Here is a 26,644-nt window from a genome sequence, read left to right on the forward strand (position 1 = left end):
CCTACTTTTTAAATTTATTTTTTTACTAATTTTCTACTAATCTTTTGAATCTGATAACCTAATACAATTAATGTTACTATCAATATTCCATATCTTAAAATCAAATTGTTTTTAACTATATAAAACATAACACTGCTTAATACTATTGATATAATACCATACGCAAAAGGCTTAAAATTATATATTCTTACATCAAATATACGTAAGGATATAAAATAATGATATAAAAACAATATAATATATGATATTATTGTTGTCCAAGTAGCTGCAACAGCACCATACCTTGGTATCATGATATAATTTAATACAACATTTGTTAAAGCTGCAATAAGTGTTCCCAGTGAGAGTAATTTTGTATTTTTAGTATAAAACTCAAGATTAGCTGGAATGCTGTATAAAAACTGAAAATAATATCCAACCATTATTAATGGCACATAATCTAACCCTTGATAAAAATCTTTTGTTCCCATTAGCTTTCCTATTTCAGGTGATATAAATATTAACACAAATCCCATGACAGAAAATAATGCAATATAATATTTAATCTTTAATCTTATATCATCATAATTTTTTTCTTTCATATTTTCATAAAACCAGGGCACCCAAGCTTTGTTAGAAGCAAGCCACACAATGTACATTATCATGCCTATTTTATATGCAAAACTGTATATTCCTGCGGCACTCGATCCTAACATACTGTTTATCATTACAGTATCCACTGACTGCAGTATTACACCTGATAACAGATGCACAATTGCCGGTATAGATAATATTAAAGCATACTTCCAGTATTTAAAATTAATTAACTTTTTGCCTTTTCTCATTGCAATTATGTATAAAACTGTTCCATAAAGTACATAGACAATAAGTAACGAACCAATCCTACCATAATATTTATCTGTTTTAAAATTATATATAAGTACTATAGCCAAAACTGTATTTAAGATAGCATTACTTATTGATATTAGTAAAAATTTCTTATACTTATATTCAGCATTTAATTTTGCATTTGAAAAATCCACAATAAAACCAAAAAAACTTTGAATGATAAGACACATAACTAATATAGAATTTAAATTAATAATATTACCTATTTGCTTTTTAAATATAAATGCAAATATAAACCATAAAATAGCAAACAGTGTAGCTAAAAAAAGTATAGAGGAGGTAAACTCATCATACTTTTCTTTAAAATCCACTTTTGCATTATTAACTGTAGCTACAAGTCCCAATGTAATTAAAGTTGTAAAAACGGAAAGCCATGTAGTATATACATTAACTATTCCAAAACCAGTAGTACCAAGCATACGCGTAAAAATAGGCATAGTTATAAATGAAATACCTTGAACAAAAAATGTTCCTATAGTAAACCATATCCCGCTTTTCACTAATCTGCTCTGGTACAGCTTTTTCAAAAAATCTATGTTCATATCTGTCTCCTATCCACCTACCATCACCTCTGGTGCGGTTAATCATCCCCTCTGGTGCTGTTAATCATCACCTCTGGTGCTGTTAATCATCATCATCTTTTGCTCCATTAAAAAGCAAGAAATAACAAAGTTATTTCTTGGAGTTTTTTATTAGTTCACATACTGCTTTTATGTCCTCTTTTTTAAGTCCTACAGAACTTGGAAGATTTATTCCCCTTGCGTAAAGTTCATTTGTAACAGTTAAATCGCCATGTCTACTCCCCTTATATGGAGGCATATCATGGATAGGCATAAAGAAAGGTCTCGCCTCTATTTTATCTGCATTTAATTTTTGTATAAGTTCATCACGAGTTATACCATATTCATCTTCAACTAGAATTGAATATAACCAGTAACAGTTTTCTACATTTTCTCTTTCAGCTGGCAATGTAATTCCTTTAATTTCACCTAGAAGCTGGTTATAATAAGTTGCATTTTCTCTTTTAGTTTTTAAATACTCTTTAACATTTTCAAGTTGAGCTACTCCAAATGCAGCTAAAAGATTTGGCATTCTCATATTGTATCCTATTTCCGAATGGTAAAACGCCTTATTGTCAGTAACCACTTTTGTTTGAGTAGATAAGAATTTTGCTCTTTCGCCATATTCTAAATTGTTAGTTACAAACATTCCACCTGCTCCAGTAGTTATAAGCTTATTTCCATTAAAACTAAAACAACCTATATCACCTATTGTTCCTGCCATTTTACCATTGCAAGTAGATCCTAGCGATTCTGTTGCATCTTCTATAACAAATAGATTATGTTTTTTTGCTATTTGCATTACTTTAACCATGTCTACAGGATGACCATAAATATGTACTGGCATTATAGCCTTTGTTTTAGGTGTTATTAACTCTTCTATTTTAGAAACATCCATAACAAATGTGTCACGACATACATCTACAAATACAGGTTCAGCTCCTACATATTTTATTGTATTAACTGGAGATATAAATGTAAGCGATGGAACTATAACCTCATCCCCTGCTCCTATTCCAAGAGTTAATAATGCAAGTTGAAGTGCTGCTGTACCATTCATTGTAACTACAGCACTTTTGCTACCAACATATTCACTAAATTTATCTTCAAATAAATTAACATAACTTCCTACTGAAGATACCCAATTAGTATCTATGCAGTCTTTAACATATTTGAGTTCATTTCCTCTAATCTCTGGTATACATAAAGGTATAATAATAAAAACCTCCTACTTTTTTTAACGTTATTCTTTTGTTAAATCATCACCTGCGGTGCTGCAAATTAACGACTTCAGAAGGAGATTTTAGACTCCAACTAAAGATTTTTATTTGTTATAACATGTAACTCCCCCTTATGGAAAAGGGAGACTTTCCTTCTGAAATGTCGTTAAACATTGTATATGTCTGTTTTAAAATATTGCATGTTATTTCTTATCCACTCTACTGTTGCGCAAAGACCCTCGTCTATATTGTAATTGGGCTTCCAGCCTGTTAGTTCCTTTATTTTAGTGTTATCAGCCCATAGTCTATTAACTTCACTATTTGTAGGTCTTAATCTCTCATCATCACAAATAATTTTTACGTCTTTACCTATTATTTTTATTATTTTTTTAACTGTTTCTCCTATAGTTATTTCATAGTTTGAACCAGCATTTATAACTTCACCAATAGTCTTTTTACTTTCTGCTATTTTTATGAATGCTTCAGCAGTGTCTTTAACAAAGTTAAAGTCCCTAGTTGGCGTTAAACTTCCAAGTTTAATTTCTGTTTTTCCTGCGAGTATTTGTGATATTATTGTTGGAATTACAGCTCTTGCAGATTGTCTTGGTCCATAAGTATTAAATGGTCTAATAGTTGCTATAGGCATATTAAAACTTTTATAGTAACTTTCTGCCATTTTGTCTGCTCCTATTTTTGATGCTGAATATGGAGATTGACCTTGCATTGGATGTTTCTCATCAATTGGTACATAAAGGGCTGTACCATAAGTTTCAGACGTGGATGTATGTACAATTTTTTCTACGTCGTATTCTCGACATGCTTCTAAGACGTTAGTAGTACCTTCAACATTCGTCCTTACATATGCCATAGGTGATAAATAAGAATATGGAATTGCAATAAGTGCCGCAAGATGAAACACTACTTCTTGACCTTTTATAATTCTTTTCATTCCATCATATTCTCTTATGTCACCAGTAACAACTTTTATGCTATCTTTAGTCTTCTTATCAAAAGTATCAATCCATCCCCAGTTATTGAATGAATTATATTGAGCAAGTGCTGTAACATCTGCTCCAAGTTCCACTAATCTTTCTGTCAAATGACTTCCTATGAAGCCTTCCGCACCAGTAATTAAAACTTTTTTCCCTTGCCAATTCATATTTTTTGCTCCTTTTGTTATTATTCTACCTATAACATAATACCCCTCAAGCTATAACCTGCGGGATAACCGTATGTCATCTCAATAGATCTATATTTTATTCGGAAGTGTCTTTATATTGTTAATATACCTATACAGTTCATTAAATTCATCTTTAAAAAAGTATTCTCCTAAAACTTCCATCAACTTAAAATCTTCTTCTGAATCAATATCTATAACCGCAGTATCCTTCATTAATACAATGTCATAGTTACCTTCGAGTGGAGAATTCTTTAGCACATTTATCAGACTATTTCTTTTATAGCAATAAATAGAAGCATTCATGTCATATACTTGAGGTGCCTGCTGTCTAGTAACAAAATCACTAGATATTATTTTTTTTATTTTTCCATTCCGATCTTCTACCATATTGAAATATGGATTTCTTCTTGAGTGTACTACTGAAAATACAACATCAGTTTGTAAATTGCTTATAGCTTTTTTTAATGCATTCTCAATATCTACTGTTTTTCTTAAAGGTGATGTAATATCTAAATCTATAATATAATCATATATCTTGTTTAACTTTTTTTCTACATAATTCAAGGAATATCTTATCACCGGTACCTTTGGTGAATTTTGCTGAGCCAATTCCGTTGGTCTTTCAATACATATAATATCTTTATTTTTATTAAACATATTTAGAAGTTCTTCACTATCACTATTTATACTCAAATCTATATTATAATTAGGATTTTCTTTTTTGAATAAATTCGCTGCAGCTACAGTATAATTTATAAGTGGAAATCCTAAAAAGTTTCTTATATTTTTATTTTTAACTCCAGTTGAGCCTGCTCTACCACAAACCGTTATCAAAATATTCATATTCTAATCTCCCCCATCGCTAATTTTAGCACTTTATATGCATGTTCAATATAACTATGTCCCGTTTGTGATGTCATAACACTTTCAATAAAATATTTCATCTCTTCTACATACATATCTTTATTTTCTTTTGTAAAATCAATTGTTTCCCTACCATCTGAAAAGCTAATACTATTTCTTATGAAATCTCCAGTTATAGTCCCATTTTTTGTAAATATCTCTATTTTTCTTTGTGGTACCCTTCCAAAGTAATCTAAATGAATTTCTACTAATTTATCTTTATATCTTGCAATATATATAGAAATATCTTCACTATCTATCTCCAAATGTGAGTACTTGCCATTAATGTTAAATGTTTCTAAAGGGAAGCCGAATAAATATGTTATGTAATCCCATTCATGTATTAAATCTATACAAACTCCTCCACCTTGGATCTTTTTAGCACTATATACATTTCTATAATCTACACCTTTTCTCCAATTTGGAAGATAGCTTGAACAAATTGCCCTTATGCTATAAATACTTTCATTAACAAGAATTTTCTTAAGACTTTGTATCACTTGAGAAAATTTTAATGGCCCAGCAACGTAGTATACACCATTTTTTCTTAGATTCAACTTACTTATATCATAATGCATATTATCGAATATAGGTTTTTCAATAAACATAGATTTTGTTTTATTAGCCATAAGTTTAATGGAATCATAATGAACATTATTAGGGTTAGTTATAAAGGTCATGTCATAGTCATCACACAAATCCGACTCATTAAAAACTTCGTGATTAATAAGGGATTTAATATCTAAACTTAAGGGTTTTTGAGTTCTTCTGAGCGCATGAACCTCTAAATTCAAATTATATTCATCAAATATCTTTACAAGATTTTTTAAATGCCTTGTTCCTATTGAACCCAAACCAATAAAACAAACCTTCATTATTGTAAACCTTCTATCTTATTAATTAAATCTAAAGTATACAAGTCATCCTTAAATGTATATCTCTCACTATTTTTTTCACCTAAAACTTTTTTAATAAATACATCTAGCTCTTCCATATAAGCATTTTCAATTATACTCTCAGAATATCTATTATCTTTATCAATACTTGAATAAGTTTCTATTTTCACTGTTTCTTTTTTTTCAATTAAATATTTTTCCAAACTATTAGGTGTCCCTTCCCAGAATAAATGCATTTCTTCAGAATAAATTTCAAGACTTCTAATAGGTTTTCTACAAACTATATCTACATTTAATACACCTTTAGTTCCATTTTCATGTTCTAATAGAACAAAATAACTATCAGCATAATCTAACTCCAATGTACTTAAATTATCTTTTATAACTTCTACTTTTGTAACACTTCCAAAAGCTCTTAATATCCATGGCAATTCTATTGCGAATAGTTCTCTACACCCATTTGTTTTTTTATTGCTAACAAAAAAATCCTTGTAATTCTCCCAAGGATGCCAATCTGGTAAATATTGCCCTACATGGTATCTATAATGAACCTTTTTATTATTTGCTTGTACTTCCTTCTGAATGTACTCAATATCTTTTCTGTACATAAATGTAGATGAAAGAAATAATTCTAGTTTATTTTTTTCTGCAGCAGCCATTATTTCATGATATTTATCATTTAATAAATTAATCTCTGTAAATACATTGAGTTTTTTATTTAAACAAGTCAATATTAAATCAGCATGAGATATTGGTGATGTACATATTAATACACCATTTAGTTTTTCATTATTTATTGCTTCATCTAAGTTTGAGTAAGTCATTATCCCATATAGTTTTTCTGTCTCTTTTCTTCTTTCTAATCTGGTATCTAAACCTACAACGTCTACTTTATTTTCGAAATATTTTTTAAGTAAACTAATTCTTCTTTTCCCCATTGATCCTAATCCGATTACTAAAAGTTTCAATTTAACATCCCTTTCGAAATTTATGTGCCATAAAATGATTTTCTTAATTCTATCCTTGCATTTAAATTATTCATTATTATTACAAGAATTGTTTTGATACTATCACAATATAACATGTATAAACATTATATTTAAACTTGCCTTTTAATTTTATCCGATATTGTTTTTTTCGTCAAGCTATCTTCCACCCATGCCATTTTATAGCTTAAAAAACTTATGAATATCTGTGTTTGCTTTCTTATAATCATCTATTTGTCCTATATCCTTCCAATACTCAGTTATCTCATATATACCTGTCTTGCATTCATTATTCATTGCATCTTCTATTAAGTCAGTCATATTATAAACTTCATCTTTCCTTATGTACTTTATAACTTCAGGATTAACAACATATACGCCTCCATTGATATTGAATTTATATGTAGGCTTTTCTTCCAAAGACTCTATGATCATATTATCAGTAACTAATACCCCATACGGAACATTTACTTCATAATCCCTAACACCTACGGTTATGTTGAAGTTATTTTTAATATGATGATTTAAAAATTTTTCAAAATCTATTCCTGTTAGTATATCTCCGTTTATAACTATGAATGGTTTAATAAACTTTTCTTTTACCAGTGCTATAGATCCTGCTGTACCTAGTTTTTTAGTTTCTCTAATATATTCTATATTTACTCCAAACTTTTTCCCATCTTCGAAGTACTCCTCTATTATTTCTCCTTTATAATTAAGAGATATAATAAAATTATTAAAACCATACTCTTTGAATTGTTCTATTATAAGTTCTAATATTGGTTTATCACCAACTAATAACATTGGCTTAGGTACTGTTTCAGTTAGTGGCCTTAGCCTAGTTCCCAAACCTCCAGCCAGAATAAAAACATAATTATCCTTTTTGTCATAAGATAATATATCGTCAAGAAAATATAAATCAATTAGTTTTTTATCTTTATCAATTACAGGAACCTGTCTTATTTTATTGCTTAACATATACTCTTTTGCTTTCTTTTTACTATGCTCTTCTGTAACAAATTTAAAGTTTTTGAAATATGTACCCTCTATACTATTATTTATGCTTAAACCCTTAAGCATAGCACGTCTTATATCTCCATCTGTAATAGTTCCCACTAATTCATTATTTTCATTTACAACTAACGCTCCACCAGTTAAATTTTTATCTATAACTTTCATAGCTTCTTTTATTGTAGAACTAGTTCCTATACAATAATTTTCAATTGGAAATTTCACAATATCACCTGCGCTTTATAATTTTTGATGGAACTCCTACAGCAACTACATTATCTTCTAGATTATTAATAACTACAGCTCCTGCTCCTATAATTACATTGTTTCCTATATGTAGAGTTTGAATTATACAACTTCCCATCCCTACATGTGTATCATGACCAACCCTCACCCCACCAGCTATACATGCTTTAGGAGAAATATGGGTATTCCTTTGTATTTTACACTCATGTTCAATTACTACACCAGTATTTATTATACAATTTTCTTCTATGGAAACACCTGGATTAATTATGGCTCCTGGCATTACACAAGTTCCAGAAGCAATGCTCGCGTAAGATGAAACTATTGCATCTTTATGTATAAGCACTGGTATATTAAAGCCTATATCTTTTAATTTATTATATATTTTATCACGAAGCCTAATATTTTGAAGTGCACCAATGCATACAAAAGCATTTTTTACGCCATCATTATACAAATTTTTCAAAATACTATCATCGCCTATGATAGGGATATCTAATACTAATTTTTGACCTCTAAAAGTAGTATCTGTTACACCTATAATATCATATTTACCAACACTTTTTATAATATCTATAATTACCTTGCAGTGTCCACCTGCACCTACAAGTATGATTTTCTCCATAATTCCACCTCAACTTTAATTTCTAAGTTAATAAGTAATTCTCTTTTGTATAAGTTCCCTATCTAATTTTACCTCACTTATAATTTGTGCTATTTTTCCACTAGCATTGCCATCACCATAAGGATTTGTACAATTCTCTAATTGATTCTTAAACCCTTCATCATATATCGCTTTTTTGATACCTCTTATAACAGATTCTTTTCCATAAGGAACATCTATTATATTACTAGCTCTTAATCTTCCATCTTGCCTTGAACCTATATTTACTACAGGTAACTTGAAACTAGGTGCTTCAATTATACCTGAAGATGAATTTCCTATCATTACCGCAGCTATGTCTAAAAAGCTAAGGTATTCTACTTGACTTAAATTTCTAAATACTTTTAAAAATGGATATTTAGCTCTGTATTCTTCAATTACCTTTATAATTTCACGTCCTCCATTATCACTGTTAGGGTATGAAACTATAGTTTGATAACCGAGCTCTACAACTGCATCAAGTGTTTCTCGTATTTGACATTCTACCATGTCACGCTCTGTAGTTACTGGATGCTGTGTTAGTAAAAAGATCTTATCATCTTTTAATTCAAACTTCTTTAGCATTTCACTTCTTGAAATATATTGTGTTTTTTTAATATAATCAAGGCCTGGTGCCCCAACTACATAAATATTCTTTTCTTTCTCGCCTAATTTAATTATTCTTTGCTTACTATCCTCATTAGCAGGAAAATGTATATGTGAAAGTTTCGTTATAGCGTGTCTTACAGACTCATCTACTGTTCCAGTTACTTCTCCCCCATGAATATGAGCTACAGGTATATTCATATGGATAGCTGCCGTTGCTGCAGCAAGCATTTCTCCCCTATCCCCTAGTATTAATAAAAGATCTGGTTTTATGCGATCAAAGCTTTGAGCCATGCTTATAATTGAAAGTCCTATTGATTTAGCCATAGAAGCACCAGTATCCGACGCTAATATAGTTTCAAACTTATCAGCTATATCAAAACCATCTTTTTCTATTTCATTTACAGTCATCCCATATTCAGGACATAAATGCATTCCACATACAATAAGTTTAAGGTCTAAATCTTCATGTTTTTCAATTTCCTTAAGAACATAATAAAATATTCCATAATCGGCTCTCGTACCTGTTATAACTGCTATTTTCCTTTTCATATTTTTCCTCCTTACAGCACTCTTATGGAATAACAATTATTAATTGTCATTCTATAATATTTAAAGTTATTTGTTCATCCACTTTTATATCTCTGTTAGTTTTTTTCCCAACAATATCCACATAAAATTTAGGTGAAAGTCCAGTACCTGGTCTTTTGTAATCTAAGTCCATTATGGTTATAATCTGCCCTTTCTTTATACACCTAGATGCAACAATACTTTTTCTTGCGGCCTTAATTGTATCTACCTCACTTGGGTTATACCTCTTAATGCCATTTCCAAGTGCCATTTCCACATCCCTAATTGCTTGAACCATATCCTTTAGTTCCGCAGGATTTAATGAAGCTTTGTGATCTGGTCCCTGCATATTTTTATCTAGTGTAAAATGCTTTTCGATTATATCAGCTCCGATAGCTGTTGCAGCTATTGGTACTGTTATCCCTTTCGTATGATCAGAATATCCGCCTACAACTTTAAAAGCATTTTTTATAGTATTCATAGCATTTAAGTTAACACTTTGTAATTTAGCTGGATAATTTGAAGTACAATGGAGCACAGCAACCTCACTATTTCCTAAACAATAAATTGCATTTAATGCTTCTTCAATTTCTGAAATATTTGCCATTCCAGAAGATAATATTATAGGTTTATTAAATTTTGCTATATGTTCTAAAAGAGGAATATTAGTTAAATCTCCTGAACTAATTTTAAAAGCCGGCATTCCTATAGACTCTAAAAAATCTGCACTTTCAAAATCAAAAGGAGTAGATAAAAACATAATCTCCTTATAATTACAATATTCTTTGATTTTTATAAAACTTTCTTGTGATAGTTCTAGTTGCTTTAACATGTTAAACTGTGAGGAAGTATGCCCAATATTGTTTTTTTGATAATCAGCCATATCCGCATATCCAGTAACTAATTTTTCTGTTTTAAATGTCTGAAATTTTATTGCATCAACACCCGAAATTACAGCTTTATCTACCAGTTGTTTTGCTATATTAATGTCTCCATTATGATTCACCCCAGCCTCTGCTATAATAAACGTTCGGTTTCCATCACCTATAACTTTATTTTCTATCTTAAACATATATACTCTCCTTTATAATAAGTTTACTAGTCATGTGTCGAGCATTGTGTCAATATTTATAGAATTTTCATTGTCCATTGCATAAGGAACTTTAATTTCATAAGCAAACTTTTGGGGTTTATAACATTATTATTTGAATTCGTTTATAATTCACCATTAAATATGTTAAAAGTATACAAGTGCGATATCCTTAGATTTATTCCCTTCTAAGTATGATTTTCCCATACTTTCTTATATCATCTTTCAAATTTAGAATAATTGAATTATTTTTACTTATTCTGAAATATTGTTTTTGAAGCGCTCCAAAAGATCTAAACATACTTTCTATTTGAGGAACTACTGAACCCTCAAAATCAAATTTATCAGTAAATTTTGCTGAATATTTTATAGCTTCAAAAATGTTTAAATACATAGCTCCACTACTTCTAAATTCCGGATCAGCACCACCTAATAAGTAATATGCAGAGTTCTTATCATATACAAGATATAATGCTGCATGAAGGTTATTTTGTGAATCTACTGTAAAAAACATCTTTCTTGATTTATTTTTATTTATTACTTTATCAAAGTCACTAAACCAATTAAAATCAAAAGGTACAGGCATATTTTGCCTTTCAAAAGTTTTTTCCAGCATACTATACATATCAGTAAGTGTCAAACTATCAATCACTTTTAAATTAAGACCCATAGACTTCGTAATAACAGACTTAGTGCTATCTGAGAATGCACCTCTGACTTTTTCAATATCTTGGATACCTTCTATTACATAAGTGTATGTAGTTTGCTCTTTATACCCTTTCCACATAAAGGGCATCCAATTAGTAAAATTATAGTGAAATTTACAATCAAAAAACTTTAATTTAGGAATATTATTTACAAATTCCATTGTTATATCTTTTTCTTTCGAAATTTTCTTCACATATTTCATTTGAGAAAAATCATTAAAAATTATACCGAGTGTTTGAGTCAGCTTTGGCATCGAAACATAACCCTTATTAGTTTCAGTTATAGGCATACCTGCTACTAATCTGTTGCCCTTATCAAAACACCCTAATATTTTATAATATGATCCTACCGCATCAAGCCAAAATGTTTTAGCAAATATGCTACCTTGCGGAGATTTATCTACAAACTCATTCCACAGTTCATACTCATTTTTTTCTAGATTTCTAAAATTATAATTTCCCATTTTTACTTCCTTTATTGATTCTTGAGCAATTGATTTTCTGGTACGTCACGCATTACCTTAGCTGGATTACCCACTACAATAACACCTTCTTCAACATCTTTTGTAACTACACTACCAGCTGCTACAAAACCATCTTCATGTATAGTAATACCTGGTAAAATAACGGCTCCTGCTCCTATTCTTCCACCATTTTTTATAGTTACACCTTTAAATTTACCAAATCTTTCTTTAGAACGTGCTGCATAATTATCATTAGATGTTGTTACGCAAGGTGCAATAAACACATAATCTCCAACTAATGAATATGCTGTTATATATACATTAGTTTGTATTTTGCAATTAGATCCAATCTTGCAGAAATTTTCAATAGTAGTTCCACGGCCTATAATTGTCTTTGAACCCACTGTTACATTTTCTCTTATTACAGCAGTATCAGCAATTAGTGTTTTAGTTCCAACTTCGCATCCACAATAAATGATTACACCTGCCCCTATAAGGCATCCTTCATTAATTTTAGCTGGTAGCAATTTTTCTTCACTTTTAAATATGCTGTTTACAGATCTCATAGGCTGTTTTCCTATTACTGTATTATCATCTATTCTAACATTATCTCCTACAATAGTTCCTTCATGGATAACTACATTACTTCCTATAACACAATTATCACCTATTACTACCTCATTATCTATTACTACAAAATGTCCCATTGTTATATTTTTGCCCAATTTACTTTTATCTGAAACATACTTCATGAAAATAACCCCTTTTCATATAATATCTTTATAACTATTTTTTCATTTGCATTGTTGAGAATTCACCCATTGGGAATTTAACTGGAAGTCCTGTTAGTCTTGATTTATAAGCTGCAAGTATTATAGACATACCTTTTTTTCCTTCTACTCCATTTATGAGCGGTTGTCTATTTGTATTTATAGCATCTATCATATCTTTAAACAATGGCGTATGTCCAAACCCATATACTGAATCTGGGTCTCCCTTTTGCTGTTTTAATATTTCTTCCTCAGTATCCTTATTATCAGCAAATCTCCAAGTTTCAATTGCGTTAACTGCAATACCGCCAATAGCTACTGTACCATTTTCACCAAATATGCTTAATGTTTCTTCTAAATTTTTAGGATATACACAAGCTGAACCTTCAACTACACCTATAGCTCCATTTTTAAATCTAATAATTATTGCTCCAAAATCTTCTGCTTCTATATCTCTTAAAAATGTTCCACACTGTGCATAAACAGTATCTATGTCTCCGCCCATCATCCATTGTAATAAATCAATATTATGAATACATTGGTTCATTAAAGTACCACCATCAAGTTCCCAAGTTCCTCTCCACGGTGCTTGGGTGTAATATCCCATATTCCTATTCCATAGGATTCTTGCTGTTCCATTAACTAATTTCCCAAATCTATTCTCCTCAACTGCAGCTCTTAGTTTTTGTATTGGCTCATTAAATCTGTTTTGATGACTAACACAAAGCTTAACATTATTTTTATTTGCACATTCAATCATTCTGTCAGCATCTTGAGTAGATAAAGCCATTGGTTTTTCTACAAGTGCATGTTTCCCTTTATTCATGCAATATATAGCTATTTCTGGATGATATCCACTTTCAGTAGCAATTGAAACCATATCAATATCCACTTTTTCAAGCATTTCTTTGTAATCCTTATAAACTTTAACATCTACATTGTTACCTATTTTTTTTATATATTCATCTTTTTTGGCGCTAGCATTATCTTCTACCACGTCACAAACCGCTACAAGTTCAATTTCATCCTTATTTTGAATTATGGCCTCTACATGTTTATATGATATTCTTCCGCATCCTATTATTGCCATACGTATTTTTTTCATTTAAAATCCTCCTTGTAATGTCCCTTAAAACATAACATCTTTGGATAGTTGTTCTAAGGGATTCCTTACTACTTATATTTATTTGTTAATAAAATAGTGATTTTTATAATTTTGGCATGCAATATTATAAAATAGTTTACAATGCTTGCATGCCATATTTGTTATATTAAATAATCATTTTGGGTACTGAAATGTCGTTAAAGTTTGTTTATCTTTTCTCTGTTATTTACAACATGTTTTGTAGCATTTCTAGTATCATATAATAAAGTAGCTTCTGCTACAATTCTTTCATAATCATAACTACTGTGATCTGTTGTTATGATCACTATATCTGCACTTTTTATTTCATCTTCCCAATTTACAGTTACGTATTCTTTGCCGTTATGTGTGAACGCAGGTATAAATGGATCATTTATAATGATGTCAGCACCATTCTTTTCTAACTGTTCTATAACCTTTAGTGTTGGTGATTCGCGCATATCATCTATATCTTTCTTATAAGCAGCACCCATAAGAAGCACTTTTGCTCCGTTTAAAGCTTTTTTCTGACCATTTAAAAGTTTCATAACATTTTCTAAAACAAATTCAGGCATATAATCGTTAATTATACCTGATGCTTCTATTAATTTTGTATGATAATCAAATTCTTTTGCCTTCCACTCAAGGTAGAACGGATCAAGAGGTATACAATGTCCACCAAGTCCTGGACCTGGGTAGAATGGCATAAACCCATAAGGTTTAGTTTTAGCTGCATCTATTACTTCCCATATATCTATATTCATTCTTTTACATAAAATAGCCATTTCATTAGCTAAGGCTATATTTACATTTCTAAAAGTATTTTCAAGTATTTTTTCCATTTCAGCTACTGCTGGTGAAGACACTTCTAATATATCTCCCTCAAGCACACTTCTGTATAACATCCCAGCTACTTCTGTACAATCTTTCGTACATCCTCCGACTACCTTAGGAGTGTTTTTTGTGTTGAATTGTTTATTTCCTGGATCAATTCTCTCTGGAGAAAACGCTAAGAAAAAGTCAACTCCACATTTAAGTCCTGATTCTTCAAGTATTGGTTTAAGCACTTCTTCTGTTGTTCCTGGGTATGTAGTACTTTCAAGTACTACGAGCATCCCCCTATGTAAGTACTTAGCTACACTTTTAGTTGATTCAACTACATATGATAAATCTGGTTGTTTGTATAAATCAAGCGGTGTAGGAACTGCTATACATACTGTATCAACATCCTTAACAAAGCTAAAATCTGTAGTAGCTTTAAGTTTTCCTGTCTTTACCAACATTTTTAAATCTTCATCTACAATATCACCAATATAATTACGTCCCTCATTTACCATTTGAACCTTTTTATCTTGAACATCAAACCCTATTACTTCATATCCTACCTTAGCCTTCTCTACAGCTAGTGGCAATCCCACATAGCCAAGTCCAACTACACCAAGTCTAGCTGTTTTGTTTTTTAATTTTAATAATAATTCATCTTTTAATTCAAACATTTTATTACCTCCTATAACCTTAAAGGTCTAATTAAATACATTTACTATCCTATTGCTCGTTCTTTTATAAGCTGGAATCTTTTCTTCCATTAAAGATAATATGTACAGTAAAGGGGAATCTATAGTAATCAATGTAAACTAAGATATGGCTATCTAAATAGCTATAAATTACAAACACTATATTCGCTAAAGACATTTAATTTATAATATAATTCTTCTATTCAAGCATATTTCAAACTAATTTAAATATTTTATTAAAATCCATTCCTTAATCATTTTACATCATTTCTAAAATTATTCAAGTTTTTTATACTTTTATTATTGTATATCTAAGCACATGTTATTATATACTAAATCATTCTTTTTGTATAATTTAAAGGAATATATTAACCATTTATTTATAATTTCTTATGAATTATGCGTTTTCTTTTAATGAGTTTCGTAAATTGAACTCTATATCCTCAGTACTTGACAATATAATCCACTTTAATTAATATAGATAGTAAACTAAGCATAAAAAAGATGACCTCTGCTTATTACAGAAATCATTTCCTTAACTCATAACTAACTGTTCAATTAATGCTTTAGTAAGTATATTTTCACTAACTATCCTAACGCGGTCTAATAATTTTATTAATAAATTTCCTTGTATTTTTACTTGTTATCTTTCTTACAATAATTTTTAGATTATCAATTGTTTTAAGTTTAAGCAATTCTTTCTTATCAATTATATTATATGTGCTTAATTCCTTCTGAATTATTTCATTAATGTCCATTGCTATTTTACTATAGTATTCTCTTTTATAATGTCTAATATTATCAGTAACATCACTTATAGTTTTTATATGTTTATTTACATCGACAATATAAACACCTTCCGTGCTTTCAACAAACCGCTGTAATATTGAATTCATCTTAATATGATGCAAGTACCTATCTTTCTCCAACTTATGCGGCAAATTTACTTCACTACCATTTAATATTATCAATTTAGTAACTGCTGGTATATTTTTTCTTAACCACTTTAAATTTTCTTCAAATCTTTGTTCACTTAAAGGTCCATCAAAATCAAAGTTGTTCTTAAACCACTTAAGAAATTCTAAGTTAAACTTACCTCCATAATTTTCAATTATAAAGTCCCAACAACTCTCATCAGTTAAAGGTAATTTAAAATCTCCATATGTTACTACTAAATTTTTATCACTTTTCGAGCTATAAACGGCATGAGTATAATCCATTAACACGCTATAAACAATTACATCATATTTTAATTCAAAAATACTAGTATCAAAAATGTTAGCATCAAAAAAAGGTATATTCTGTATTAAATACTCTTTATCTTTTTCTGATAATATGTAAGCGCTTCTTAATATTTCACTATGATCTCTATGAATAGAGAATCCCTCATTGTTCATATAGTTAAACTCAGTAGTTATATCTACATTCTTATATTTCAGATAATGATTCAATTGTTTTAAATCACATCCTCCTCGAATTAAACACTTTACATTTCCAATTGTACTGTTATTATTCTTCTTTGTAGTTATATCCGAATTTTTTTTCTGATTTATCCAATTAGGAGTGACAAGTTTTTTAAGCTCTGACGCAACTTCACCACTTATATTTATTTCTGGAAATCCAAGCTGTGAATAAACCCATTGTTCTACACCAAGATTCATAGCCCTACAAGAAAATAAAAAATGGACTAAATTACTTTCTTTAATTGCATAAAAACCACATATCCCATACTCCCCATAATTATCACTAACTTTTATTAAACCCTTTTGAATTTTTGGATCATTTATTAATTGTTCTAGCTCTTCTTTTGATATGCGTTGTTTAGTAAAGTTTAGCTGATTAGTTCTATGTATTAATTCATAAATTCTATCTATACTAGCAGTGCAATCTTTTATAATTTCTACCTTGATATTACTGTTCATTAAAAACTCAATATTTGATGAATATTTAGTACTATCTTCGGTTTTAACTTCTAAAATTTTGTATTGCTTTAGTCTGCTATGAGTTTTATCATCCTTACCTTTAAAAGCTTGAATAGATAAAATATCAGATATATCATCTATGTGTGCAATATTGATTTTAGGATTGTAAAATTTTACTTCTTCTAAATTCATATGATTGTCATCAACAAATAGGACATTTTCTTGTCGTAATTGAGCATTTTCAATTATCTTAGCAACCATTTCGCCTTTTGGATTCCAACTTATTTTAGGAAAAATAAAATATTCCCACAAATTATTCTTCTCTAGTTCATCTTTTACTTTATTAAAATCATTTTTCGAGCAAATTGAATTCATTATTCCTCTATCTATCAATTCTTTAACTATATTTATTTTATCATGATCTAATGTTATCTCTTCTTCACTTAATGTTCCCTTCCAAAATGTGTCATCTAGATCCCAAATCACTAATTTTATTTGATTAATTGATTCTTTTACAAATGATTCTTTTGTCACTAATTTCACCCCTAATTATTTCTATTAATTATTTTTATTGGATTTGCTAACAACTACTAATTATTAAGCCTTTATTAGGTTTTTATAACCTTAGGAACTTAAAACTGCTTGTAAAACTATTTATATATTTAGACATATAATGTCCTATTATTTATCCTCTCAAGTATATCACTGAGCATATTTAACATCAACCTCTTTTATTTTTTCAAAATAAAAAAGCTAGTTTCACTAGCTTTTCATTTAAACTATTTGTTTTGATTATTAAAACATTTACTATAAATCTCTTTAAACATATCATTATCTTTAATAGTTAAAAGATATTTCATAAAAGTTTCTTTAAGGTCATCTCGTTTAAGTGCATATTCCACAGTTGCTTCTAAAAAACCTTCTTTATCTCCCACATCATATCTTCTACCCTCAAAATTATAAGCATACATGTCTTCCTCTGATATTAAAGTTTTTAAAGCATCAGTAAGTTGTATTTCCCCGCCCTTACCTGGTTTTGTATTTTCTAAAATATCAAATATTCTAGGTGTTATAATATATCTTCCTAGTATAGCAATATTTGATGGAGCTTCACTTGCCTTAGGCTTTTCTATAACATCTTTAACCTTATAAACTCTGTCTTCTACTGATATTCCATCTACAATACCATATTTGGAAACTTCACTTTCAGGAACCTCTTGAACTCCAATAATTGAAGTCTCATATTTTGAGTAGCAATCTATAAGTTGTTTTAGGCAAGGTACCTCACTATCTACAACATCATCACCAAGCATTACCGCAAATGGTTCATTTCCAACAAAAGTTTTTGCACAACTTATCGCATGACCTAAACCTTTAGGTTCTTTCTGACGTATATAATAAATATTTGCCAAGTTGGATATATTTTGAACCATCTTTAGAACTTCATCTTTACCATTTTTTTGTAACTGGTATTCAAGTTCAACCGACTTATCAAAATGATCCTCGATAGCTCTTTTATTTCTTCCCGTTATAATTAATATTTCCTCAATTCCGGCTGCAACTGCCTCCTCTATAATATACTGTATTGTTGGTTTATCAACTATTGGCAGCATTTCTTTAGGTTGCGCTTTTGTAGCTGGTAAAAATCTTGTGCCAAGCCCCGCTGCTGGTATTATAGCTTTCTTAACTCTCATAATTCTTCTCCCCTTTAATAAATGCTCTTAATTCTTCTATTGATAATATTATGTCCATTGCCACCCAAAATATTTATTATATTACAATAAATTTTTCTATCAAATCCATTATTTACTTTCAGCAAAAAGTTTTTCTAAATCAATCACAATTTCATCTTTTGCATCTATTTTTTTAGCTATATCCAAATGTATCCTTGCTTGTTCAACATTTTTTACATTTAGATAACACATAACTAGATTTGTGCATATCTCTATAGATTTTGTAACTTCAAATGCTTTCCTAAAATATTGTATTGCCATCTCGTAATTTTCAAGGCAAGCATAATTAATTCCAAATTCATTAATCACCTCAATTAAATCTTTATCAATTGCTACTGCTTCATTTAAATAATATATTGCCTTCTCATAATTTTGTAAATTTCTATAGCAAACAGCGCAATGATAATATATATCTGGTCTATCTCCTAACTGATCTATTAAAGGTATTAAAATTTTAAGTGCCTCTTTAGGATCCGTCTGCACTAACTCTTTTGCTTTTTCAAAACCCGTTATGGTTTCCAATGAATTTTTAAGTTCAACAACATCTAAAGTTTGTTCCCCACCATTCATAGTATAATTTCTTAAAGCCATTAATGCTAAATCATGTTTATTTTCACTATTTAACACTAGTGCCTCATATAAATATGGATTACTATAATTAGTAATAGTTTTAGCTTTTTCTATAAGTTTTAGTTCTTCCTCCTTAAACATAATATTGTTAAGTCTTAATTTATCAACTAAAAGAAAAATTTTATCATAATTATCGGTATTTTCTTCTATAACTAATAATCCTTTTAAAATAATATATGCTTCTTCATAATTTTCATCTTTAATTTCTTTAAATACTACACTTTTAATAAATCCTGTCGAATTTGGTACAGTATTAATGATTTTTTTATACTCTTCATTGTATTTAAATTTCTCATCTGCTCCCAAAACATAAAACATTCCTTCTATAAATAAATTGACTGGGATATTTTTAAAATCTTCCTTTTTCTTTACCTTTTGGATTATCTCATTAGTTCTCACAGGGAAATAAATATCATTCAAAATTACAAAATCATTAATTTTACTATTCTTTTTTATTTCTAAAAAAAGAAGTGCTGCTAATTTTTCCGAAAAATATGTTTTGCTATCCATGTTTATACCTTCCTAACAATCTTTAATTTGTGCCTGCCTTGTCAATTATCACCATAACGTTCTCTCTTAGATTTATTATCTTTTTAGATGCATTTTCTAAAGAATCTCCCTTAACCGATAGATAAATTTTCATTTTCGGTTCAGTACCTGATGGTCTAACTACAAACCAAGAACCATCCTCTAATACAAATTTTAATACATTTGATTTTGGTAATTCGATGGACTTTTCAGTCCTGCTAATTAAATCTATTTCTAAACCCAATTTATAATCCATTTTTTTTAAGATCCTGGTATTGTTTATGGCTTCATTTTTTGAATTTCTTAAATTTTCTAATATCTTACTTATTTTATCTGCGCCATCTTTTCCTTTAAGTTCTATTGAAACTAAACTTTCTTTATAATATCCATGTTCTTTATAAATATCTATTAAAGCATCATACAAACTTAGACCTTTATTTTTGTAGTAAAGTGTCATTTCGCAAATTAGCATTGCTGCTATAACTGCATCTTTATCTCTCACAAAATTTCCTGCTAAATAACCAAAACTTTCTTCAAATCCAAATATAAAGTCTTTCTCACATGTCTTCTCAAATTCTTTGATTTTTTCTCCGATATATTTAAAACCTGTAAGCACATCTAACACTTCTACATTATATTTTTTAGAAATATTATCTACCATATCTGTAGTAACAATAGTTTTTATTACTACACCATCCCTTGGCAATTGATCCATTTCGCTTAATGAATTTAGTATATAATTACTTAATAATACTCCTGTCTGATTCCCAGACAGTACCTTGTACTTTCCTTCATCGCCCTTAACTACTACTCCAATTCTATCACAATCAGGGTCTGTACCAAAAATAATGTCTGGATTAATGTCATTTGCCATTTCTAACGCTAGTTCAAACACCTTTGGTTCTTCTGGGTTAGGATATGGCACTGTAGGAAAATCTCCATTTGGCATCTCTTGCTCTTTCACAACAAATAAATTATTATAACCTAATTCTTTTAAAACTCTTCTCACAGGTAGATTTCCAGATCCATGAATAGGAGTATAAATTATTTTTAAATCGCTGGCATATTTATTAACCAAGTCTTTTCTTATAGTTAAATTTTTAACCTTATCCATATATGACAAATAAATGTTTTCTCCAATGATTTTTAACATTCCATTTTGTTTTGCATTATCAAAACCCATATTTTTAACTTTAGAAAAATCTTCTACGCTACCAACACAAGTTATTATGTCTTTTGCAACTTCATCAGTAACTTGTCCCCCATCTTCTCCATAAACCTTATACCCATTATATTCTTTAGGATTATGCGATGCAGTAATAACAATTCCAGCCTTGCTTTTTAATTCACGAACAGCATAAGATAAAATTGGTGTTGGTGTTAATTCTTCAAATAAATTCACCGAGATACCATTTCCACAAAGCGTTTCTGCAGCAGCTTTTGCAAACTCTATTGACATATTTCTTGAATCATATGCTATAGTAACTGAAATTTTTTCAGTGTATTTTGATTTTAAATAATCAGATAAACCCTGAGTTGCTTTACCTATTGTATGTATATTCATTCTGTTCGTACCTGCACCAATTATTCCTCTTAGCCCTCCAGTACCAAACTCTAAATCTTTATAAAATCTATCTTCAATTTCTTTTTCATCTTGTAATTGCGAAATTTCTTTCTTTAATTCCGCCTCTATAAAATTTGAATTAATCCACTTTTCATATTTATCTTTATACGTCATATATATTGACCTCCTTATACTTATCTATGGAAAATAGCAATTGCTATCCTGCCTATTGTTTTGTATTAACATGCCTTTAGTCTATCATATTATACTATCAACCGATTACAAATAAAAGGTATTGTTAATGTCTTTATTATGAATTATTATTTTCTTAAGATTTTAAATACGATTATTGTGTTTTATTTTATAATTATAAAGGATTATAATTGCAATTGCATATCTAATCCTCTATAATTATAAATTGGCTGAATGAATATTTTTTAAATAGCGATTTAAATAGTTAATATAAATTCTTTTGAAAGGGGTGTATAAAATGTATAGATTAAATCAAAATGAAACTCCATTATTTGATGCTTTAATGGAATATGTTGACAGAGATACCTTACCTTTTCATGTACCTGGTCATAAAAAAGGTTTAGGAGCTGATGAACAATTCAAAAAATTTATGGGAGAAAATCCTTTTAAGATTGACGTTACAGTTTTTAAACTAGTTGACAGTTTTCACCACCCAACCGGCCCAATTAAAAAAGCTCAGGAATTAGCAGCAGATGCCTATGGTGCTGATGCATCATTTTTCTCAGTTCATGGAACTTCTGGTGCAATTCAAGCTATGATTATGTCTGTAGTTGGATCTGGCGATAAAATCATTGTACCTAGGAATGTACATAAATCAATAACTGGCGGTATCATTTTATCAGGTGCGGTACCAGTTTATATGCAACCAGAGCTAGATAAAAAAATAGGAGTTGCTCATGGGGTTTCTCCAGAGACAGTTGAAGAAACCTTAAAGAATAATCCTGATGCAAAAGCTGTACTTATAATTAACCCTACATATTATGGCGTTTCCACTGACATTAAAAAAATTGCAGATATGGTTCATGAATATGACATCCCACTTATAGTTGATGAAGCTCATGGCCCTCATCTTAAGTTTAATAGCAGATTACCAATGTCCGCAATGGAAGCTGGCGCAGATATATGTGCTCAAAGTACGCATAAAATTATAGGATCCTTAACCCAAAGTTCAATGCTCCATGTTAATTCTAAGCTTGTGAGCCCTGCTAGAGTTAAGCAACTGATAAATCTTATGCACACAACGTCACCTTCATACATACTAATGGCATCCCTTGATTGTGCAAGAAGGCAAATTGCATTAAATGGGACAGAGCTACTCGAAAAAACTATTGATTTATGTAATTATGTAAGAAGCGAAGTAAATAAAATACCTGGATTTTATTGTTTTGGTGAAGAAATTTTAAATGGCTTTGGAACTTATGATTTCGATCCAACTAAAATCACAATAACATGTCGTGAACTCGGCATAACAGGTTATGACTTAGATATGATACTTTCTAATAAATATCACATACAAATGGAGTTATCTGATATTTATAATATATTAGCAGTTGGATCCTTTGGTGATACAAGAGATGGAATGGATCAATTACTAAAGGCCCTAGGAGAAATAAGTTATGAATATTATGGTAAGGGTACAAAAAAAATTGATTTCATTGATATACCTAGTATTCCAGAGCAAGTTCAAATTCCTAGGGAAGCATTCAATAGTGTAAATACCGCTGTTGAAATCAAGAAAAGTGTTGGTATGATAAGCGGCGAATTCTTAATGGCTTATCCACCTGGTATTCCAGTTCTTTGCCCAGGTGAGAGAATAACACAAGAGATTGTAGATTATGTTGAAAAGTTAAAAAATACTGGATTGTATGTTCAAGGAACCGAAGACCCTGAAGTTGAATATATAAAAGTTGTTCTTGAAGAAGATGCAGTGTACATAACTGTCGACTAGAACTAAAAAGAACTCCAATTTTGGAGTTCTTTTTAGTTCTAGTCATAATTTTATATCTTCCAAATCTTCCTCGGTAAAAACCTTTATGCCCTTTGATAACAATAACTCAGCAGCAACTCCATTACCTGGCCTTAGAGTACTGCTAAATGTTCCATCATATATTTTAGAAACTCCACAAGAGGGACTTCTCGCCTTCAAAATAGCCGTAGTAGCTCCTATTCCCTCTGCTATTTTAAGAGTTTCATAAGCACCTTTTAAAAAGCTTGAAGTTATATCGTTATTTTTCGCTCCAATAATTGTTGCTTTGCCCTCTATTACATCAAGACCACTTCCATTTAAAATTTCACAAGGTTCTCTTGGAGTCGCTAAACCTCCAAGCTGTTCTGGACAAACAGGAAGAGCTTTCCCTTCATTTAGTAGTTTAAGCACTCGAGTATCTAAATTATTACTACCATCATACCTACAATTAATACCGCATAAACAAGAACTTACAATAATCATATCTACCATCCTTTATTGGGCTTTTATTTAATTTCAGCGACTGTAACTCCACTACCGCCTTCCCCATAATTACCCAATCTATATGCTTTAACATGACCATGCCTCTTTAGCATATCTGTGATAGACTTCCTTAAAACTCCTGTTCCCTTACCATGAATAATGGTAACTTCTTTAAGTCCGCCTAAACAAGCTTCATCTAAGTACTTATCAACAGTAAAAATAGCCTCCTCAGAATCCATACCTCTTAGATCTACAGATGTTGATACATTGCTTAGATTTAGTTTCATTTCTCGCTTTTTTATCTTAGCTTTTTTCTTATCTTCCGCAGAAAGCTTTGATACACGCAAATCCTCTACTTTAACATTTATCTTCATAATACCAGCCTGAACCTGGACCTCACCTTTTTTATCAGGTTTTGAAATTACAATTACCTTTTGGTTAAGAGATGGCAAATAAACCTCTTCCCCTTGTTTTACATTTTTCACTTTTTCTCCTAGAGTCTCATTGTTTTTTTCTACATGGATCTCTATACTATCAAGCTTATTTTTAATTTTAAGTCTTTCCTCTTCAAGCTTTTGCCTTGCCTCAGAGGAATATCCTAGTTTTTCTAGTTCTCTCATATTTTTAAGAATAACATCTGACTCTTCCTTAGCATTTTTTATAAGTCTCTTTGCTTCTCTTTGAGCTTCATACATTGCATTTTCTCTTATGTTTTCAAGTTTATATAATTTTTCTTGGTACTTATCTTTTAACTTGCTAGCTTCTAGTTTCAAAGCCTCAGACTCCCTAGCATCTCTCTCTACCTTTATGCTTTTTTCTTGCAAACTTTGTACTAATTCTTCAAATTCCAATGTCTCTTTAGAAATATTTTCTCTAGCACTTTTTATAATGTAATCAGGAAGTCCTAATCTTTTTGAAATTTCAAAAGCATTTGATTTACCTGGCACTCCTATTATTAATCTATAAGTTGGGCTTAACGTGTCAACATTAAATTCTACAGACGCATTTTCCACCCCTGAAGTTTTTAGCGCATATCCCTTTAATTCACTATAATGAGTAGTTGCAACAACTTTTGTACCTCTTGATCTTAAGTTTTCTAGAATTGAAACAGCAAGAGCTGCTCCTTCAGTAGGATCTGTACCAGCTCCTAATTCATCAAATAGAGCTAATGATTTTATATCTGCTTTTGCAATTATATTTACTATATTAGTCATATGAGAAGAAAAGGTGGATAAGCTTTGCTCTATGCTTTGCTCATCGCCTATATCTGCGAATATTTCATCAAAAAAGCTAACCATAGAACCTTCTCTTGCTGGGATTAAAAATCCACTCATAGCCATTAACTGAATTAAACCAACAGTTTTTAATGTTACTGTTTTACCACCTGTATTTGGTCCTGTTATTACAAGGGACGTAAATTCTCCTCCTAAGTATATATTACTAGGTACAACAACTTTTGGATCTATAAGCGGATGCCTTGCCTCAGTTATATCTATTACTCCATCTTCATTAACCTTTGGAATAATGGCATTAATTTCCAGTGCATACCCTGCCTTTGCAAATATAAAATCTAATTCCCATACTATATTCGCATTATTTGAAACAATATTTATATTTTCATATATTTTATAGGAAAGTTCTGCTAAAATCCTCTCAACCTCAGCTTTTTCCTTTAGCATTATTTCCTTAATTTCATTATTTAAATTTACTAAGCTCATTGGCTCAATAAAGAGTGTAGCTCCTGAAGAACTTTGGTCATGCACAATTCCTGGAACACTCCCTTTATGTTCTATTTTAACGGGAATTACGTATCTATCCCCTCTTATAGTGTAAAGACTTTCTTGAAGATACCTTGCATAAGTCCTAACTAATGAAGTTACCTTATCCTTTACAGAGGCATTTTTATCTTTTAGAGATTTTCTTAAACTAAAAAGTAAACTACTAGCCCTATCAGAAATTTCTTCATCACTAATTATAGCCATAAAAATTTCATCTTCTAATTTTTTTATTGGAACAATACCAATACATATATCCTCTAAAACTCTAGAGGACAATTCATCTGTCTTATTACCAACATAATTCTGAAATAATCTAGCACATCGTAGCATTTGAGCTATCCGTATTAGCTGCATTGGCATAAGTGATGCTTCCTTTGATGCTCTTATTATCGCAGATCGGACATCATATATTCCCTCAAAAGGGGCACTTCCTTTTCTTGATAAAAGAAGTAATGCCTCATTAGTTTCTTGTAAGTGTTCTTTTACTTCATAAACATTTGTGTAAGGCTCCAAATTGTCTATAATATCTTTACCTGCCGTAGTATGCGTGTATGCCTTAATTTTTTCTTTGATTTTATAATATTCTAAAACTTTTAATGATTTTGTATTCATGATCCACCGTCTTCCCTT

The 26,644-nt window shown here is 30.2% G+C and carries 21 protein-coding genes; 1 reads left to right on the forward strand and 20 read right to left on the reverse strand.

The genetic code is table 11. The annotated features are described in order from the left end of the window. Positions 1 to 14: 14 nt before the first annotated feature. The 18 genes from A7L45_RS12295 to A7L45_RS12380 form a co-directional block, all read right to left on the reverse strand. The gene (locus tag A7L45_RS12295; RefSeq protein WP_071613054.1) at positions 15 to 1,430 is read right to left on the reverse strand and encodes an oligosaccharide flippase family protein; all 1,416 of its coding nucleotides are present in this window, start codon (positions 1,428 to 1,430) and stop codon (positions 15 to 17) included. A 130-nt stretch (positions 1,431 to 1,560) separates the two neighbouring features. Continuing rightward, complete coding sequence (locus tag A7L45_RS12300; protein WP_071613055.1) at positions 1,561 to 2,664, reverse strand: LegC family aminotransferase; 1,104 nt, start codon at positions 2,662 to 2,664, stop codon at positions 1,561 to 1,563. Between the two features lie 170 nt (positions 2,665 to 2,834). Beyond that, positions 2,835 to 3,827: an NAD-dependent 4,6-dehydratase LegB gene (locus tag A7L45_RS12305; protein ID WP_071613056.1), complete on the reverse strand. Its 993-nt coding sequence runs from the start codon at positions 3,825 to 3,827 to the stop codon at positions 2,835 to 2,837. A 90-nt stretch (positions 3,828 to 3,917) separates the two neighbouring features. Continuing rightward, positions 3,918 to 4,691: an acylneuraminate cytidylyltransferase family protein gene (locus tag A7L45_RS12310; protein ID WP_071613057.1), complete on the reverse strand. Its 774-nt coding sequence runs from the start codon at positions 4,689 to 4,691 to the stop codon at positions 3,918 to 3,920. After that, positions 4,688 to 5,626 carry a Gfo/Idh/MocA family protein gene (locus A7L45_RS12315; RefSeq protein WP_084647451.1) on the reverse strand — a complete coding sequence of 313 codons (939 nt, stop codon included), beginning with the start codon at positions 5,624 to 5,626 and terminating at the stop codon, positions 4,688 to 4,690. Before A7L45_RS12315 ends, A7L45_RS12310 begins: the two co-directional genes overlap by 4 nt. Next, entirely contained in the window at positions 5,626 to 6,615 is a 990-nt protein-coding gene (locus A7L45_RS12320) for a Gfo/Idh/MocA family protein (protein ID WP_071613059.1), read from the reverse strand. Before A7L45_RS12320 ends, A7L45_RS12315 begins: the two co-directional genes overlap by 1 nt. Positions 6,616 to 6,813: 198 nt before the next feature. Beyond that, entirely contained in the window at positions 6,814 to 7,869 is a 1,056-nt protein-coding gene (locus A7L45_RS12325; RefSeq protein ID WP_071613060.1) for a nucleotidyltransferase family protein, read from the reverse strand. 4 nt (positions 7,870 to 7,873) lie between these two features. Next, the gene (locus A7L45_RS12330) at positions 7,874 to 8,515 is read right to left on the reverse strand and encodes an acetyltransferase (RefSeq protein WP_071613061.1); all 642 of its coding nucleotides are present in this window, start codon (positions 8,513 to 8,515) and stop codon (positions 7,874 to 7,876) included. Positions 8,516 to 8,542: 27 nt separating this feature from the next. Next, positions 8,543 to 9,691 (reverse strand): UDP-N-acetylglucosamine 2-epimerase, encoded by a 1,149-nt coding sequence (gene neuC / locus A7L45_RS12335; protein ID WP_071613062.1) that lies wholly within the window; start codon positions 9,689 to 9,691, stop codon positions 8,543 to 8,545. Between the two features lie 46 nt (positions 9,692 to 9,737). Further along, the gene (neuB, locus tag A7L45_RS12340; protein WP_071613063.1) at positions 9,738 to 10,781 is read right to left on the reverse strand and encodes an N-acetylneuraminate synthase; all 1,044 of its coding nucleotides are present in this window, start codon (positions 10,779 to 10,781) and stop codon (positions 9,738 to 9,740) included. A 196-nt stretch (positions 10,782 to 10,977) separates the two neighbouring features. Further along, entirely contained in the window at positions 10,978 to 11,970 is a 993-nt protein-coding gene (locus A7L45_RS12345) for a hypothetical protein (RefSeq protein WP_084647452.1), read from the reverse strand. 11 nt (positions 11,971 to 11,981) lie between these two features. Continuing rightward, complete coding sequence (locus tag A7L45_RS12350; RefSeq protein WP_396022491.1) at positions 11,982 to 12,728, reverse strand: acyltransferase; 747 nt, start codon at positions 12,726 to 12,728, stop codon at positions 11,982 to 11,984. 28 nt (positions 12,729 to 12,756) lie between these two features. Then, positions 12,757 to 13,845 carry a Gfo/Idh/MocA family protein gene (locus tag A7L45_RS12355; RefSeq protein ID WP_071613065.1) on the reverse strand — a complete coding sequence of 363 codons (1,089 nt, stop codon included), beginning with the start codon at positions 13,843 to 13,845 and terminating at the stop codon, positions 12,757 to 12,759. A 197-nt stretch (positions 13,846 to 14,042) separates the two neighbouring features. Then, positions 14,043 to 15,359 carry a nucleotide sugar dehydrogenase gene (locus A7L45_RS12360; protein ID WP_071613066.1) on the reverse strand — a complete coding sequence of 439 codons (1,317 nt, stop codon included), beginning with the start codon at positions 15,357 to 15,359 and terminating at the stop codon, positions 14,043 to 14,045. Positions 15,360 to 15,970: 611 nt separating this feature from the next. Then, positions 15,971 to 17,833 (reverse strand): HAD-IIIC family phosphatase, encoded by a 1,863-nt coding sequence (locus tag A7L45_RS12365; RefSeq protein WP_071613067.1) that lies wholly within the window; start codon positions 17,831 to 17,833, stop codon positions 15,971 to 15,973. 245 nt (positions 17,834 to 18,078) lie between these two features. After that, positions 18,079 to 18,993, reverse strand: a complete 915-nt coding sequence (gene galU / locus A7L45_RS12370; RefSeq protein WP_071613068.1) for a UTP--glucose-1-phosphate uridylyltransferase GalU — start codon at positions 18,991 to 18,993, stop codon at positions 18,079 to 18,081. A 108-nt stretch (positions 18,994 to 19,101) separates the two neighbouring features. Further along, positions 19,102 to 20,172, reverse strand: coding sequence for a tetratricopeptide repeat protein (locus A7L45_RS12375; RefSeq protein ID WP_071613069.1), 1,071 nt, complete (start codon positions 20,170 to 20,172; stop codon positions 19,102 to 19,104). Positions 20,173 to 20,194: 22 nt separating this feature from the next. Beyond that, positions 20,195 to 21,928 (reverse strand): phospho-sugar mutase, encoded by a 1,734-nt coding sequence (locus A7L45_RS12380; RefSeq protein WP_071613070.1) that lies wholly within the window; start codon positions 21,926 to 21,928, stop codon positions 20,195 to 20,197. Between the two features lie 316 nt (positions 21,929 to 22,244). Between A7L45_RS12380 and A7L45_RS12385 the strand changes: the two genes are divergently transcribed. Then, the gene (locus A7L45_RS12385) at positions 22,245 to 23,735 is read left to right on the forward strand and encodes an aminotransferase class I/II-fold pyridoxal phosphate-dependent enzyme (protein ID WP_071613071.1); all 1,491 of its coding nucleotides are present in this window, start codon (positions 22,245 to 22,247) and stop codon (positions 23,733 to 23,735) included. A 42-nt stretch (positions 23,736 to 23,777) separates the two neighbouring features. Here the strand turns inward: A7L45_RS12385 and A7L45_RS12390 are convergent, their stop codons facing one another. Next, the gene (locus A7L45_RS12390; protein WP_071613072.1) at positions 23,778 to 24,236 is read right to left on the reverse strand and encodes a 2-thiouracil desulfurase family protein; all 459 of its coding nucleotides are present in this window, start codon (positions 24,234 to 24,236) and stop codon (positions 23,778 to 23,780) included. Positions 24,237 to 24,259: 23 nt separating this feature from the next. Then, a complete protein-coding gene (locus A7L45_RS12395) occupies positions 24,260 to 26,626 on the reverse strand; it encodes an endonuclease MutS2 (protein WP_071613073.1) in 2,367 nt (788 codons plus the stop codon). Positions 26,627 to 26,644: the final 18 nt, after the last annotated feature.

The sequence above is a fragment of the Clostridium estertheticum subsp. estertheticum genome (assembly GCF_001877035.1).
Classification (GTDB): domain Bacteria; phylum Bacillota; class Clostridia; order Clostridiales; family Clostridiaceae; genus Clostridium_AD; species Clostridium_AD estertheticum.

What these genes read in the sequence shown, in the direction of transcription:
- A7L45_RS12295 (WP_071613054.1), bottom strand. Translation starts at nt 1,430, where the DNA reads ATGAACATAGATTTTTTGAAAAAGCTGTACCAGAGCAGATTAGTGAAA.
- A7L45_RS12305 (WP_071613056.1), bottom strand. Translation starts at nt 3,827, where the DNA reads ATGAATTGGCAAGGGAAAAAAGTTTTAATTACTGGTGCGGAAGGCTTC.
- A7L45_RS12310 (WP_071613057.1), bottom strand. Translation starts at nt 4,691, where the DNA reads ATGAATATTTTGATAACGGTTTGTGGTAGAGCAGGCTCAACTGGAGTT.
- A7L45_RS12315 (WP_084647451.1), bottom strand. Translation starts at nt 5,626, where the DNA reads ATGAAGGTTTGTTTTATTGGTTTGGGTTCAATAGGAACAAGGCATTTA.
- A7L45_RS12330 (WP_071613061.1), bottom strand. Translation starts at nt 8,515, where the DNA reads ATGGAGAAAATCATACTTGTAGGTGCAGGTGGACACTGCAAGGTAATT.
- neuC (WP_071613062.1), bottom strand. Translation starts at nt 9,691, where the DNA reads ATGAAAAGGAAAATAGCAGTTATAACAGGTACGAGAGCCGATTATGGA.
- neuB (WP_071613063.1), bottom strand. Translation starts at nt 10,781, where the DNA reads ATGTTTAAGATAGAAAATAAAGTTATAGGTGATGGAAACCGAACGTTT.
- A7L45_RS12345 (WP_084647452.1), bottom strand. Translation starts at nt 11,970, where the DNA reads ATGGGAAATTATAATTTTAGAAATCTAGAAAAAAATGAGTATGAACTG.
- A7L45_RS12355 (WP_071613065.1), bottom strand. Translation starts at nt 13,845, where the DNA reads ATGAAAAAAATACGTATGGCAATAATAGGATGCGGAAGAATATCATAT.
- A7L45_RS12360 (WP_071613066.1), bottom strand. Translation starts at nt 15,359, where the DNA reads ATGTTTGAATTAAAAGATGAATTATTATTAAAATTAAAAAACAAAACA.
- galU (WP_071613068.1), bottom strand. Translation starts at nt 18,993, where the DNA reads ATGAGAGTTAAGAAAGCTATAATACCAGCAGCGGGGCTTGGCACAAGA.
- A7L45_RS12375 (WP_071613069.1), bottom strand. Translation starts at nt 20,172, where the DNA reads ATGGATAGCAAAACATATTTTTCGGAAAAATTAGCAGCACTTCTTTTT.
- A7L45_RS12380 (WP_071613070.1), bottom strand. Translation starts at nt 21,928, where the DNA reads ATGACGTATAAAGATAAATATGAAAAGTGGATTAATTCAAATTTTATA.
- A7L45_RS12385 (WP_071613071.1), top strand. Translation starts at nt 22,245, where the DNA reads ATGTATAGATTAAATCAAAATGAAACTCCATTATTTGATGCTTTAATG.
- A7L45_RS12390 (WP_071613072.1), bottom strand. Translation starts at nt 24,236, where the DNA reads ATGATTATTGTAAGTTCTTGTTTATGCGGTATTAATTGTAGGTATGAT.
- A7L45_RS12395 (WP_071613073.1), bottom strand. Translation starts at nt 26,626, where the DNA reads ATGAATACAAAATCATTAAAAGTTTTAGAATATTATAAAATCAAAGAA.